Raw genomic sequence first — 13903 nt, forward strand, 5'->3', positions numbered from 1 at the left:
CGCGCTACCATCGGGGAGTGTGACCGCTGACTCCGCAACGTATCGTTCTCCACTCCTTGACTACCCCGGCGCTGCCCCCGCCCAGGGGCCCGACGCCGCCGTCGATTCTGAGGGGGTGGCGTGGCATTACGGCGATCCCCTCGGTGAGCAACGCGGCGCCGTGGTCATCGACCGCTCCCACCGGGCGGTCATTCGGGTGAGTGGGCCGGATGCCGCGACCTTCCTCAACAATCTGCTGTCCCAAAAGCTCGATGATGCCCCGGCGGGTTTCGCCGCCGCTGCCCTCGACCTGGACATTCAGGGCCACGTCCTCCACCACGCCGACGTCCTGCGCGTGGGCGAGGACTTCTACCTCGATCTTCCTGCGGCCCAGGCCGCGACCCTCCTTCCCTTCTTGCAGAAGATGATCTTCTGGTCGGAGGTTACGGTCGAAGCGGTGGACATCGCCGTCCTCACCGTTGTGTCCCCGCTTATCGACGTCCCCCTACCCCCCACCGTCCTCGCCTCCCGCGAGGTGGAGTGGGGAGAGGTGGGCCGCCGGGATCTACTCGTCGAGCGTGCCACCCTGGTATCGGCAGTAGAGGAGCTGCGTGCCACTGGCTACCGCCTCGCCGGCCTCATGGCCTTCACCGCGGCCCGCGTCCGTGCCCTCGAGCCGGAGCTCGCCGTAGACTTGGACCACAAGTCCATTCCACACGAGGTGCCCTCCTGGATCGGTCGCGGCTCCTCCCCCGGCGCAGTTCACCTGGAAAAGGGCTGCTACCGCGGCCAGGAGACCGTCGCCCGCGTGGAAAACCTCGGCCGCTCGCCCCGCGTTTTGGTCATGCTCCAACTCGACGGCTCCGCCCCCACCCTCCCCGCCCCCGGCGCCGACATCTCCGGCGCCAGCGGCAGCCGCACCATCGGTCGGGTGGGGACCGTGGTGCACGACCACGAGTTCGGCCCCATCGCGTTGGCATTGGTCAAACGAAGCGCTCTCGGCGGCGAGCTCCGCATCGGCGATGTCTCCGCCCTCGTTGACCCCACGTCATTGCCCACCGAGGACACTGAGCAGGCCGGGCGCGCCGCTATCAACCGCTTGCGCGGCAACTAATGTCTAGCGTCGTATACCCCCGGCTCACCCCATAATCGACTGACCTATCTTCTGTATTTCCTTATAGATCAGTCAGAATCGCTGCTCAGGGGTGCGGTGCGGACTTTTACGGTTGTTCAGGCTATTGTGTTCTACAGGAATACACACAGACGTAAAGCCGATGGGGCATCCGAATTCCCTGGATTGCTCTCACATACCTCAAGGGGGTCAGGCCATGGGACGCGGTCGCGCGAAGGCAAAGCAGACCAAGGTTGCACGCCAGCTCAAGTACAACACGCCCGAGATGGATCTGGACTCGCTCCAGCGAGAGCTTTCCACGCAGAGCCCTCGTCAATCCTCTTCCGATGATGACGAAGACTATTCCGACGACGACCAGTACGCCGATTACGCAGGCTGGTCCGAGGACGAGGATGATGTGAGCGCACCTTCACGCCGCGCTCGCTGATAATTTGTCTGGCTCAGTACGCTTATCCCATTAACGCCGCACCCTCTCCCCTTTCCTGGGAGGGTGCGGCGTTGTGGTGTCTTCTGCCTAGAACCCGGGGTGCTCCCCGCTCAGGATGACCCGCTCGGTCTCCCCCTCGGCGGCCGGGCGAACCTCGCCGAGCACCCAGGCATCAATGTGGCGGGCGGCCAGCATCGCCAGAGCGCGGTCACGATCCTGCGGGGACACGACGGCGACCATGCCAACCCCCATGTTGAAGGTCTTTTCCATCTCTTCCCGCGAGACCTTCCCCAGGTCAGCGATAGTGCGGAAGATCTGCGCCGGAGTCCAGGTGCCGCGGCTCATCTCCGCGACAACTCCCTCGGGCATGATGCGGACCATGTTGCCCGCCAACCCACCGCCGGTGACGTGGCAGAAGGTGCGCACTTCGCATTCCGCCGCCAGAGCCAGGCAGTCCTTGGCGTAGATGCGGGTGGGCTCGAGCATTTCCTCGCCGAGAGTGCGGCCCAGTTCCTCAACGTAACCATCGAGCGGGAGGCCAGCCTTTTCCAAAAGAACGTGGCGAGCCAGCGAGTAACCATTCGAATGCAACCCCGACGAGGCCATGCCGATGATGACATCGCCGGCGCGGACGCGATCAGGCCCAAGAAGCTCGTCAGCCTCCACGACGCCGACGGCGGTGGCGGAGACGTCATACTCCCCTTCGGCCATGAGGCCGGGGTGCTCCGCCGTTTCGCCACCGAGGAGAGCGCAACCAGCTTGAATACACCCCTCGGCGATGCCAGAAACAATCTCAGCAACGTGCTCGGGAACAACCTTGCCGATGGCGATGTAGTCCTGCAGGAACAACGGCTCAGCACCGCAGACGACGAGGTCATCCACGCACATGGCCACCAGGTCGATGCCGATCGTGTCGTGCTTGTTCATCGCCTGAGCGACAGCCAGCTTCGTGCCCACGCCGTCGGAGCCCGCCGCGAGGAGGGGCTCTTTGTACTTGCCCAGCGCGAAGAGCCCAGCGAAACCGCCCAGGCTGCCACGCACCTCCGGGCGGGTCGCCTTCTTCGCCAGTGGGGCGAATAGCTCGACGGCCCGGTCTCCGGCCTCGATGGAGACGCCGGCGGCTTCGTAGGACGTACCCTGGTTTTCGCTCATGAGTGTCGTGTCTCTTTCGTCTTTAAGCTACGTTTTAGCTGTTCTGGGCCTTGAGCAGGTTATCAACTAGATCGGCGTTGGGGTTTCCTTGGGGAAGCCCCAGGGGGTATTTGCCGTCGAAGCAAGCACGGCACAACTGGTCGGCCGGTTGCTCCGTGGCTTCCACCATCTCCTCAATGGAGACAAACCCGAGGGAATCCGCGCCAATGGCGCTGCGGATCGATTCGACCACCGCGGCCTCGTTGTCATCGCTGCCGGTCACGGCATTAGCGATGAGCTCACCCGGGCTGGCAAAGTCGATGCCGTAGAAACAGGGCCACTTCACCGGCGGCGACGCGATCCGCACGTGTACTTCCGCTGCCCCCGCCTCCCGCAGCATCCGAATCAACGCGCGCTGGGTGTTGCCGCGCACGATCGAATCATCAACGACGATGAGCTTCTTGCCGGCAATGACCTCGCGCAGCGGATTGAGTTTGAGGCGGATGCCCAGCTGCCGCAGCGTCTGCGAAGGCTGAATGAATGTGCGCCCCACATAAGCGTTCTTGACCAGGCCCTGACCAAAGGGAATGCCGGACTCCCGCGCATAACCGACGGCGGCCGGGTTGCCGGACTCCGGGACCGGGATGACGATATCGCCGTCAGCCGGATATTCGCGGGCCAGACGGCGACCAATCTCGATGCGGGTGGCGTTGACCGAACGCCCCCGGATCACCGAATCGGGGCGCGCAAGGTAGACGTATTCGAAAATGCAACCCTTGTGATCGGTCTCCGCGAAGCGGATGGTGCGCACCCCGGACTCATCGATGGCCACGAGCTCGCCGGGTTCGATCTCCCGGACGAACGCTGCACCAACGATGTCAAGCGCACACGTTTCCGAGGCGACAACCCAGCCCCGATCAAGCCGACCCAGCACCAGCGGTCGCACACCCTGCGGATCACGCGCAGCGTACAGGGTGTGCCCATCGGTGAACGTGAGGCAGAAAGCACCCTTAACACGGGGCAGCAAAGCCCTCGCGGCGTCCAGGACAGAACGGCCGTCAGCGACATCTTCCGCCAACAGCGCCGTAATAGCCGCCGTATCGGACGACACCACGGCCGGGTCGATGAGCCCACGATCCGCAGCTTCATCATGAAGCTCGACGTAATTAATGAGGTTGCCGTTATGCCCCAACGCCACGTCCGTCCCATCAGGCGAGGTGCGGAACATCGGCTGAACATTTTCCCACTTCTTGCCACCGGCGGTGGAGTAGCGAGTGTGCCCGATCGCGACATTGCCTTGGAGAGCCTCCAACGAGCTCTCATCAAAGATCTGCGACACCAGGCCCATGTCCTTGAACACCACAATGCGCTCACCGTCGCCCACCGCAATACCGGCGGCCTCCTGGCCGCGGTGCTGCAGGGCAAACAGTCCGAAATAGGTCAGCTTGGCTACTTCTTCGCCGGGGGCCCACACTCCGAAAACCCCGCATTCCTCGCGGGGTTCCGTCTCACCTTGGTCATCGAAGTCGGTCCTGGAGGGATCCATGAATACCACGTGCCCAACCTTAGTATGGAACCCGGTCACTGACTAATGATTGGCAACCAACGCGCTACCTCCGCCGCCCGCGACCCGGAGGCGTCGACGCGACCTTCGGCAACGGCGGCGTCGAAAAGCACAGCACCCGTGGCCAGCTGCAGCCAGGTGAGGGGATCGCACTCGACAACATTCGGCGGGGTCCCGCGCGTATGCGCGGGCCCGGCGATGCACTGCACCGCCACAAATGGCGGCACCCGCACCTCCACCGCATGCCCCGGCGCATCCTGCGCGAGGGTGCGGGCGGTGCGACGGACGGCGTCGGCAAGCAATGCACGAGAAGGCTTATCGACGCCCCCGGGGTCCACAATCCACGCCCCCACCGCCTCAACGGCGGCACGGGTCGCGGCTGGGTCAACGGAGCTTCTCATGGTGGTCAATCCTAGTGTCGGTAATCTTGTCCCCATGCCTCATACGATGAAATCCCCCAAGCTCACTCTGCGCTTCCTGGCCGCACCAACCGACGTGCTCATGCGCGGCAACCACGGAGTCAGTGGCGGACGGGTGCTCGAGTGGATTGATAAGGCAGCGTATGCGTGCGCGGTGCAGTGGTCATCGACGTACTGCGTGACCGCCTACGTCGGGCATATTCACTTCAATCGGCCGATTCCATCCGGCCACATGGTCGAAGTGCGCTCCAGCATCGCGATGACCGGGCGCTCCTCGATGCATATTGTCAACGAGGTGTTCTCCGCCGATCCCCGCGAAGGCGTATTCACTCGCGCTTGCGACTGCCTGGTCATCTTCGTAGCCAAGGACACCGCCACCGGCAAAACCCAAGCCGTGCCGGAGTTCATTCCCGAGACAGATGAGGAACGCCGAGTCCTCGACGCCGCCGTCTCCCGCATCGACCTCCGCAAGGCCATCGAAGCCGAAATGGAAGAACAAACCTACGACGGCCCCTCCGAAGCTCCGCGTCTCATCAACCGCTTCCTGGCAAAGCCGACCGACATCAACTGGGGTGGCAAAGTCCACGGCGGCACCGCCATGGAATGGATCGACGAGGCTGGTGCCGCTTGCACGATGGAGTGGTCCGGCGAGCACACCGTCGCCGTCTACGCCGGCGGGATTCGCTTCTACCGCCCCATTTCCATTGGTGATCTCATCGAAGTCGACGCCCGGATGATGCGCACTGATTCCCGGTCGATGCAGATGTCAGTGCACGTGCGCTCCGGCAATCCCCGCGGCGGGCGCAGCGCTCTGCAAACCGCCATCCATGCCACCATCACCTACCTGGCGACTGACGACGACGGCCTCGCCCTGCCTGCTCGCCAGTTCACGCCCCGCACCACCGAGGACGTCCGTTTGGCCGAGCACGCCCGGACCCTGCGCAAGTTGCGTTCGGAGTATGCGCCCACTCCCCTGATTCCTCTGGCCCGACCACTGCACTTGGACTAGCGGCTGATAGCGTGCAGCGCTAGTAGCCGCCTCGGCGGTCACCTTTCAAAAGGACGTCCCCACTCAGAGCAATTAGAACGTTCGCTAGGTGGTGGTGGTTTCTCCGGTTCGCCTTGCTCTTTCCTCTGAGCCTGGGACTCCGACCGGATCCTCGCCCTGCGTTTGCTGATGCGTTGGGATACCGTCTGCAGCCACCGCCGCTCGCTAGGAGCTAGCGGGCCATCACCTTCGGACTCCGCCCACGACCCATCATCGAAGAGGAAGTACTTCCGCCTCGTCACCGGATCCAACACATAAGTCACCCGCCGGTCAGTTTTCATCGCATGATGCTTCACACACAACGCAGCGAGGTTTGCTGCCGTCGTGGGCCCACCATCAGCATGATTCACCCGATGATCCATCTGCGCCCGATGCCCAGGAGTATCACACCCACCCACCGCACACGTCCCATCAAGACCAACCACCAAGGAACGAATATCAGCAGGGGTCGCATACGCAGACGAAACCTTTTGGGCGATCGCATCAAGATCAATCTCCGCACCAACCCGGTTCAGCAGATCCTCCGTCTGCTGAAGCGTCAGATACCCCACCCCAGACACCCACCCCGGGGCAGTCGGGATATCCGATGCCCGATACAGGTTGAGGGTGACATTCGTTGCCCCCTCCCCCCTGATCAACGCTACGAGTGCCTCCGCCTGGCTAACCCCGTGAATGATCGCATACCTGCGGATACGCAGATCTATCTCTTGGGCGGTGATCCCATCAAGATCAGCATGCAACAGACCCCTGCCATCGCGGAAGGCTATCGAGACACTATCAACCGGTGGTGGTGCGGGATCCTCAGCAGAGATCGAATCATCAAGCATCGTAATGATCGCGTTCAGACGGTTTTTGATCTTGCCTGCCGTCGGCAAGATCTGATTCGCCCGGGTAGGGGTAAGAAACTCCGCTAGTTCAGTGTCAATGAGATCGAGGTGCTCTAAGACAGTCGTGTCTGCTTTGCACAGGACACTATCAATGACCTTCAGCCGTGGTAGGTCAAGATGGAAGTGCTGCTCTTGGACTGCCTTTAACTGGGGCAGTTCGTTGAGGCGATGGTGGGCACTGATCGCAGACATCAGGAACTGATCCCCACGCCCCAACGAACGCCGCAACCGAGCAAGCACCATGTCGACGTCATCATCATCACCGGGCAGGACCGATTGCCATAGTTCGTGGTCTTCTTGGCGCATCCGCGTTCCCCGACGAGCAACAGGATCATCAGGTGAACTAACAGCGTAGTAGTGCTGGGGGCGGGCAAGCACCTCTTTAAGGTGCGCCTCCACCAGTGACGTGCTGGGGTCGAGAGTAAGCGCTCGTGGCTTGCCTGAGTAGACAATCTCAATACTCACGTGCGTTCACCCCCTCCCGACCTTCGCTTGCGTGTTCTAATTCCAATGTTAGAATACGCAAGCGATCCACGCAAGGGGTGGAGGCAACTTTTTTGGAGATTTCTTGGCACCTGAACACTACGTGCACCTCAATCGACTAGGCCACACCTGCGCACCTCGGCTCATTCTGAACGAGGCTACAGAAACACCGTCGCTCGCCACTGTGTGCGACTATGCGATCGGCAGTGAGCAACAGACATGCCCTTCCTCGTCATAGGATGTAAGCCAGTTGGTTGAGCAGGGAGCATGCCATGTCTGAGGTGAAAATTCGCCCTACCGTTGGGGTCGCGGAGTACCCGGAGCTGGTGAAAATCTGGCGGAGTTCCGTCGATGCGAGCCACGACTTCCTGTCGGAGCAGGATCGAGATGCGATCGAGAGCAAGCTAGCTTCCGACTATTTTCCCGCCGTCGACCTCTGGGTGGCTGAACTTGATGGGCAGCCCATCGGGTTCTCGGGTGTCGCCGACGGCAACCTGGAAATGTTGTTTATCGCCGCAGCGGAACGGGGCACTGGGGTGGGCTCGGCACTGTTGGCTCATGCGGTCCGAGAACTCGGCGCTATAGCTGTTGACGTCAATGAGCAGAACCAGCAGGCCACAGCCTTCTACCTCAATCGGGGATTCGAGGTCACTGGGCGCAGCGATACGGACGAGGCGGGACGCCCGTACCCCCTCCTGCATTTGAAGATTAGTCGAGCTAGACCACGACCATCCAGACGGCGATCTGGTGGATGGCGGCAGCAATGATCGTCGCCACGTGGAAGTGCTCGTGATAGCCGATGACGCGGGCGTCTCTTCCTGGCCAGCGGAAACCGTACATGAGGGCGCCGACGGAGTAGATGAGCCCGCCTGCGAACAGCAGCCAGACAACTGCCGGGCCAGCGGAGGACCACAACTGTGGGATGAGTGGGACGATGAGCCAACCGAGGACCATGTAGACAGTGACCGCTAGCCAGCGTGGGTGATCGATCCACACCAGGTTGAGGACCACTCCGGCAAGTGCTCCAATCCACGCGGCTCCCAGCATCCAGGCTGCCTGCACTGGGGTCAAAACGATGAGGCAGAGCGGGGTGTAGGTGGCGGCGATAAAGACCGCGATGGTGGCGTGATCGGCTCGTCTCCACCAGGCGACGGTGCGGGTTTCCCGCCAGTGGCCGAGGTGATAGGCGGCCGAGACTCCGAAAAGCACCACGACGCCGACGGCGTAGACGGTGACGCCCAGGGCCTGCCACCAGGGCAAGGTCATCCAGGCGACGGTGGACAGCACAGACCCGGCGACCACGGACATGATGGCCGCGAAGAAGTGGAACCAGCCGCGGGTGATAGGGCGTGGGCCCCGGTCTAGGACTGTGCGGGTCAGCTCGACGTACATGTGCACCATCTTCCGAGAACGTAGGCTACGGAACCGTAACCTTACGCCTGCCCGCAGTCAGCGGCCAAGCTAGACCGACACCCCGCCCTGCCCCACTAGTTCGCCGCAACCACTGATATTCTCTATATATTAGCCAGAAGGCATTAACTAAGAGAGGGGTGGCCTACACGTGAATCAACGATCGATCACCTGGTCAGCGGTGGAAGAGGACTTCTTCATTGCCAGCGTAGGAGACTCAGTGGTGGGCTACGTCCGGGAGAGCTCCCAAGGAAGTAACCATCCTTCCTTTTCTGCCTTCGATACCGATAGTAAAAGTCTCGGACAATTCGGCAGCTTCGAAGAAGCTGCCCAGGCAGTAACCAACAATGAGTGAGCCGGGAGATATGGTGCCAGCTGGTACGACGACGTCGATAAGCAATCCACTGCGATACCTGGTCTACACCAGTATCGCCGCCGGTCATCCGGGCAATGAAGAGATGGAGGAGATCCTGACAGCAGCTCGGTCGCACAACGCTGATGCTGACATCACGGGATTCCTGCTGTACCGCGATTTCCGTTTCGTGCAGTTTCTGGAGGGGTCGCCCGAGGCGATTGGTTCGTTAATGGAGAGCATTGCGCGGGATCCTCGGCACACGGATGTGCGAGTGATTATCGACGAACCCGGCGCAGCCCGTTCATTCCCGAATTGGAGCATGGGGTTTCGCATTCCCGAGCCGTCGAAGAAACATCCGCTCGCGGACATGCGCGATAGTTTCTCCGACGCCACAACTTCAACCGATCAGGACGTCATCTCGCGTGCGATCCGGGAGTTTTCGCTGTGGATCAAGGTTCGGGAAGCAGAAGATGCGGTGGGAGTTCCGGCGTCCTAACGCTGAATCGGAAAAGGCCCCAGGGCGCAGCGTTCGCTGCACCCTGGGGCCTTCTTCACAGAGCTACTCGACGACCGAGTTAGCTCCCACTGCGTGACCGAAGAGGTCAGGCAGGGTGGACTGCCAAGCATCCTTCAGCTCATCAAGGGACGCGGTGAGGGAACCGGCGACGAAGTCGCGGCCCTCGGTGGTGGCGCCGATGCGGACGGCGGGGACACCGAATTCGGCGGCGCGCTCGAGAACAGCATCAACGCGGTCGGCGGTGGTGGCGACGACCGCGCGGGAGGCGGACTCGGAGAACAGCGCGACGAACTCGTCGTCGTGGACGGCGGAGAGATCGAGCTCGACGCCCAGGTCGGCTCGGATGGCCATCTCGACGACCGTCTGCGCTAGGCCGCCCTCGGAGAGGTCATGGGCGGCGGTGAGCAGGGTGTTGCCGTCGAAGAAGTCAGCCAGGCGCTCTTCGTTGGCGAGGTCGATCTTTGGGGGGAGGCCGTTGAGGCCGCCGCCGGAGATCTGCTGCCAGATGGAGCCACCGAATTCGTCGAAGGTTTCACCGAGGAGCACGAGGACCTCTGGCTCGTTGACGGAGCCGAGGTCGTGCCCGATGGCGTGGTGGACGTCGTCGATGACGCCGAGGACGCCGACGACGGGGGTCGGGAGGATGGGCTCGTCGCCAGTCTGGTTGTAGAAGGAGACGTTGCCACCGGAGACGGGGATGCCCAGTTCCTTGGCGCCGTCGGCGAGGCCGTGGACGGACTCGCGGAACTGCCACATGACGTCGGGGTTTTCCGGCGAGCCATAGTTGAGGCAGTTGGTGACTGCCACGGGGCGGGCGCCGGTGACGGCGACGTTGCGGTAGGCCTCGGCCAGTGCCAGGCGCACACCGGTGTTGGGGTCGAGCTTGGTGTAGCGGCCGGAGGCGTCGGCGGAAACGGCGACGCCACGGTTGGTGTCCTCGTCGATGCGCAGCACGCCGGCGTCGGAGTACTTCGCCTTGACGGTGTTGCCGCGGACGTAGCGATCGTATTGTTCGGTGATGAAGTCACGCGAGCACAGTGCCGGGGAGGACACCATGTCCAACAGGGCCTGCTTGAGGTCGGCGGGGCGCTCAACCGGGACGTAGACCTGCAGGTCATCCTGCCACGCGGGACGAGCGTAGGGGCGGTCGTAGACGGGGCCGTCGTCGATGCTGGACGGCGGGGCATCAATAACCACGTCGCCGAGGTGAGTGATAACGAGGCGGTCATCCTCGTCGGTGACCTCGCCGATCTCGGCGCAGGTGACATCCCAGTGGGCGCAGATCTCCTTGAACTTCTCTACATTCTCCGGGGTGACCACGGCGCACATGCGCTCCTGGGACTCGGAGGCGAGGATTTCAGCGGCGGTCATGTTCTCGGCGCGCAGCGGGACGGCATCGAGGTTGATGCGCATGCCGCCGTCACCGGAGGCGGCCAGCTCGGAGGTGGCGCAGGCGAGGCCTGCACCGCCGAGGTCCTGGATGCCCACGACCACGCCCGCGTGGTAGAGGTCGAGGCAGCACTCGATGAGGACCTTCTCAGCGAAGGGGTCGCCGACCTGGACGGCGGGGAGCTTGCGCTCGGCGCCGTCTTCGAAGGTCTCGGAGGCGAGAACGGAGACGCCGCCAATGCCATCAAGGCCGGTGCGGGAGCCGAAGAGCATGACCTTGTTGCCCGTGCCGGAGGCGAACGCCAGCTTGAGGTCCTCAACCTTGAGGGTGCCCACGCACAGGGCGTTGACCAGGGGGTTTCCGGCGTAGGACTCATCGAAGACGGTCTCGCCGCCGATGTTGGGCAGGCCGAGGCAGTTGCCGTAGCCGCCGACGCCGTGAACAACACCGGGGAGGACGCGTTGGGTGTCGGGGGCATCGGCTGGGCCGAAGCGCAGCTGATCCATGACGGCGATCGGGCGGGCGCCCATGGCCATGATGTCGCGGACGATGCCGCCGACACCGGTGGCCGCACCCTGGTAGGGCTCGACGTAGGAGGGGTGGTTGTGGGATTCGACGCGGAAGGTGACGGCATTGCCGTCGCCGATGTCGACCACTCCGGCGTTCTCACCGATGCCGGCGAGGATCTTCTCGGCCATCTCCGGGGTGGTGGTCTCGCCGAAGTAGCGCAGGTGCGCCCGGGAGGACTTGTACGAGCAGTGCTCCGACCACATGACGGAGTAAACGGTCAGCTCGGCGGCGGTGGGGCGGCGGCCGAGGATGTTCTTGATGCGCTGGTACTCATCGTCTTTGAGACCCAGCTCGGCGTAGGGCTGGGGGGCATCCGGATCGGCTTGGGCAGCGGCGACCGTGTCGTTGTGAACTGTCATATTTTCCACGGCCTCCTAGGCTGCGATCTTGCCGATAGCGGACAGGAACAATCCCAGGCCGTCGATGGACGGACCTGTGAGCTTTTCCACGGCGTGCTCGGGGTGCGGCATGAGGCCCACCACCCGGCCGGTCTCGTTGGTCACGCCAGCGATGGCGTTGACGGAACCGTTGTAGTTATCGGTGTAGCGGAAGACCACTCGGCCTTCCCCTTCCAGCTCGTCGATGGTGGCGGGGTCAGCCTGGAAGCGGCCTTCGCCGTGCTTGGCCGGGATGAGGATCTTCTGCCCGAGCTCGAAATCGGAGGTCCACGCCGTGTCGGCGTTGGTGACCTCCAGGTAGGTGTCGGTGCAGTGGAAGTGCAGGCCCTGGTTGCGGGTCAAAGCACCAGGGAGCAGACGGGCCTCGGTGAGGACCTGGAAGCCGTTGCAGATACCCAGGACCGGCATGCCCTTGCCCGCGGCGTCGATCACCGACTGCATGACCGGTGCCAACGCCGAGATGGCGCCGGAACGCAGGTAGTCACCATAAGAAAAGCCGCCGGGGACGACGACCGCGTCGACGCCGCGCAAGTCGGCGTCGGAGTGCCAGAGGTCAACGGCCTCGGCGCCGGCGATGCGGACGGCGCGGGAGGCATCGACGTCGTCAAGCGTGCCGGGAAAAGTGATGACGCCGATCTTTGCGGTCACGAAGCGACCTCCACGCCCACGACCTCAAAATCTTCGATGACGGTGTTAGCGAGAAGCGTCTCGGCGACCTTGTCCAGGTCAGCGGCGGTGACGGAATCGTCGACCTCCAGCTCAAAGCGCTTGCCCTGGCGGACATCGCTGACACCGGTGACGCCAATGCGCCCCAATGCACGATGGACAGCCTGACCCTGAGGGTCAAGGATTTCCGCCTTCGGCATGACATTCACAACAACACGGGCCACAGTTTTCCCTTATCTTCGCCGGAATTGGTCCGCCTCAGTCTAACCCCTTACCCGGCGGGGAGCCTACCCGTGCGAAGGCGGGGTCAGCGCGGCAGGTTCGCCTCGATGAGCTTGGTCATCTCGAAGGATGTCGGCTCCACGCGCGGGCGGATGCGCTCAATGACGTCTCCGTCCGGTGAGATGAGGAACTTCTCAAAATTCCACGCCACGTCCCCGGCCTCCCCATCGGCGTCTTCGACCTGGGTGAGCTCGCGGTAGAGCGGGTGAGCGCTCTCGCCATTGACATCGATCTTGGCCAGCAGCGGGAAACTGATGGCGTAGGTGAGGGCGCAGAAGTTGGCGATCTGCTGGTCGGTGCCCGGCTCCTGACCATTGAACTGGTTGCACGGGGCGCCGAGCACGGTGAAGCCGCGCGCGCCGTAGGTTTCCTGAAGTTTTTGCAGACCGCGGTACTGCGGCGTGAGCCCACACTCGGAGGCGGTGTTGACCAGCAGAATGAGCGAATTGGGGGCGATGTCGGCGAGGGACGATTCGGTGCCCTGGTTGAGGGTTACGGGGATGTTCAGCAGATCCGTCATGGAATCCACAGTAGCCCCGATCTAAGCCCCATATGAGGATGGCTGGGCCCCATGGTCACGAGCCGCCACGGCGGCCTGCAGGAAGTCTCGGGCAACCTTCTTTTCTTCGACGTTGCGCCCGGAGACCGACAGCCTGATCGTGTTGCCCCGCACCGCACCACGGTGCGCCGCAGTGATGATGTTGCGCCGCCACCACTTGGCTGCGCCGAAGCCCTCGCCCACGGAGAGGTTGCGGCATTGCTCGAAGGTTCCGTCGGTGAGGTGGTGCAGGCCGCGGGTGGAGGCGACGAGCGTGAAAACCAAAGGAGGGGGCGACCTCGAGGGTGCCGGGCGAGAGGCGCCAGCGGGGCGGGGCAAAAATCGAGGTGGAAAAGCCGAGCTTGTCCATTTGCCGCGTTGCACCAGCCAGGCGGAGGCGCGCTTCGTGGGCGGCCAGGCTGGCGAACTCGGAGCGCCGGCCCTGTACCGCCTGATCAAAGCCGTTGAGGATGAGACAGCGACCGGAAGCTTGTTGCTCGCCCAGCCAGGCGCGGGTGTCTGGGTCTTTGGCCAGGTGCCAGTTGCCGTCGATGTGCGGGGCGATGAGGAGGGAGACCGGGATGCCCTCCCGGTCGAGCTCACCCACCAGGGAATCCACTGCGGCCCTGGTGTCGGAGAAGATGCTGGAAATAGACACCAGGAGTCGGCCGCGCATGACCGTGATTATTTCACGGCGCGGCCGGTCT

General features: G+C 63.2%; 16 protein-coding genes. 6 read left to right on the forward strand and 10 right to left on the reverse strand.

The genetic code is table 11. The annotated features are described in order from the left end of the window. The first annotated feature begins 19 nt into the window (after positions 1–19). On the forward strand, positions 20–1093 hold the full coding sequence (gene ygfZ / locus CTEST_RS11070; protein ID WP_047253773.1) for a CAF17-like 4Fe-4S cluster assembly/insertion protein YgfZ: 1074 nt from the start codon (positions 20–22) through the stop codon (positions 1091–1093). Positions 1094–1307: 214 nt separating this feature from the next. Next, on the forward strand, positions 1308–1538 hold the full coding sequence (locus CTEST_RS11075; protein WP_047253774.1) for a DUF3073 domain-containing protein: 231 nt from the start codon (positions 1308–1310) through the stop codon (positions 1536–1538). Positions 1539–1625: 87 nt separating this feature from the next. On the opposite strand, the gene purM is transcribed toward CTEST_RS11075, so the two are convergent. Genes purM through CTEST_RS11090 form a run of 3 tightly spaced genes read right to left on the reverse strand, consistent with a single transcriptional unit; the run spans position 1626 to position 4634 of the window. Beyond that, a complete protein-coding gene (gene purM, locus CTEST_RS11080; RefSeq protein WP_047253775.1) occupies positions 1626–2690 on the reverse strand; it encodes a phosphoribosylformylglycinamidine cyclo-ligase in 1065 nt (354 codons plus the stop codon). A 34-nt stretch (positions 2691–2724) separates the two neighbouring features. Next, positions 2725–4215, reverse strand: a complete 1491-nt coding sequence (gene purF / locus CTEST_RS11085) for an amidophosphoribosyltransferase (protein ID WP_083985752.1) — start codon at positions 4213–4215, stop codon at positions 2725–2727. A 35-nt stretch (positions 4216–4250) separates the two neighbouring features. Next, a complete protein-coding gene (locus CTEST_RS11090; protein WP_047253777.1) occupies positions 4251–4634 on the reverse strand; it encodes a sterol carrier family protein in 384 nt (127 codons plus the stop codon). 34 nt (positions 4635–4668) lie between these two features. Between CTEST_RS11090 and CTEST_RS11095 the strand changes: the two genes are divergently transcribed. After that, the gene (locus CTEST_RS11095) at positions 4669–5661 is read left to right on the forward strand and encodes an acyl-CoA thioesterase (protein ID WP_047253778.1); all 993 of its coding nucleotides are present in this window, start codon (positions 4669–4671) and stop codon (positions 5659–5661) included. Positions 5662–5699: 38 nt separating this feature from the next. Here the strand turns inward: CTEST_RS11095 and CTEST_RS11100 are convergent, their stop codons facing one another. Then, positions 5700–7052 (reverse strand): HNH endonuclease signature motif containing protein, encoded by a 1353-nt coding sequence (locus CTEST_RS11100; RefSeq protein WP_144413276.1) that lies wholly within the window; start codon positions 7050–7052, stop codon positions 5700–5702. 290 nt (positions 7053–7342) lie between these two features. On the opposite strand from CTEST_RS11100, the gene CTEST_RS11105 reads away from it, so the two are divergent. Continuing rightward, positions 7343–7837, forward strand: coding sequence for an acetyltransferase (locus CTEST_RS11105; protein ID WP_047253779.1), 495 nt, complete (start codon positions 7343–7345; stop codon positions 7835–7837). Here the strand turns inward: CTEST_RS11105 and trhA are convergent. After that, entirely contained in the window at positions 7788–8471 is a 684-nt protein-coding gene (trhA, locus tag CTEST_RS11110) for a PAQR family membrane homeostasis protein TrhA (protein WP_047253780.1), read from the reverse strand. The genes CTEST_RS11105 and trhA overlap by 50 nt on opposite strands. Before the next feature lie 160 nt (positions 8472–8631). On the opposite strand from trhA, the gene CTEST_RS13615 reads away from it, so the two are divergent. Further along, complete coding sequence (locus CTEST_RS13615; RefSeq protein WP_144413277.1) at positions 8632–8835, forward strand: hypothetical protein; 204 nt, start codon at positions 8632–8634, stop codon at positions 8833–8835. Beyond that, a complete protein-coding gene (locus CTEST_RS11115; RefSeq protein ID WP_236686088.1) occupies positions 8828–9331 on the forward strand; it encodes a BLUF domain-containing protein in 504 nt (167 codons plus the stop codon). The genes CTEST_RS13615 and CTEST_RS11115 overlap by 8 nt, the downstream gene beginning before the upstream one ends. Positions 9332–9394: 63 nt before the next feature. On the opposite strand, the gene purL is transcribed toward CTEST_RS11115, so the two are convergent. The 5 genes from purL to CTEST_RS11140 form a co-directional block, all read right to left on the reverse strand. Beyond that, the gene (purL, locus tag CTEST_RS11120; RefSeq protein WP_047253782.1) at positions 9395–11671 is read right to left on the reverse strand and encodes a phosphoribosylformylglycinamidine synthase subunit PurL; all 2277 of its coding nucleotides are present in this window, start codon (positions 11669–11671) and stop codon (positions 9395–9397) included. A gap of 15 nt (positions 11672–11686) precedes the next feature. Next, positions 11687–12358: a phosphoribosylformylglycinamidine synthase subunit PurQ gene (purQ, locus tag CTEST_RS11125; protein ID WP_047253783.1), complete on the reverse strand. Its 672-nt coding sequence runs from the start codon at positions 12356–12358 to the stop codon at positions 11687–11689. Next, positions 12355–12600, reverse strand: a complete 246-nt coding sequence (purS, locus tag CTEST_RS11130; RefSeq protein ID WP_047253784.1) for a phosphoribosylformylglycinamidine synthase subunit PurS — start codon at positions 12598–12600, stop codon at positions 12355–12357. The genes purQ and purS overlap by 4 nt, the downstream gene beginning before the upstream one ends. An 83-nt stretch (positions 12601–12683) precedes the next feature. Next, positions 12684–13178, reverse strand: a complete 495-nt coding sequence (locus CTEST_RS11135; protein WP_047253785.1) for a glutathione peroxidase — start codon at positions 13176–13178, stop codon at positions 12684–12686. 55 nt (positions 13179–13233) lie between these two features. After that, on the reverse strand, positions 13234–13872 hold the full coding sequence (locus tag CTEST_RS11140) for a DUF2334 domain-containing protein (protein ID WP_083985589.1): 639 nt from the start codon (positions 13870–13872) through the stop codon (positions 13234–13236). Between the last annotated feature and the right edge of the window lie 31 nt (positions 13873–13903).

Origin of the sequence: Corynebacterium testudinoris, from assembly GCF_001021045.1 — a bacterium.
GTDB classification, from domain to species: domain Bacteria; phylum Actinomycetota; class Actinomycetes; order Mycobacteriales; family Mycobacteriaceae; genus Corynebacterium; species Corynebacterium testudinoris.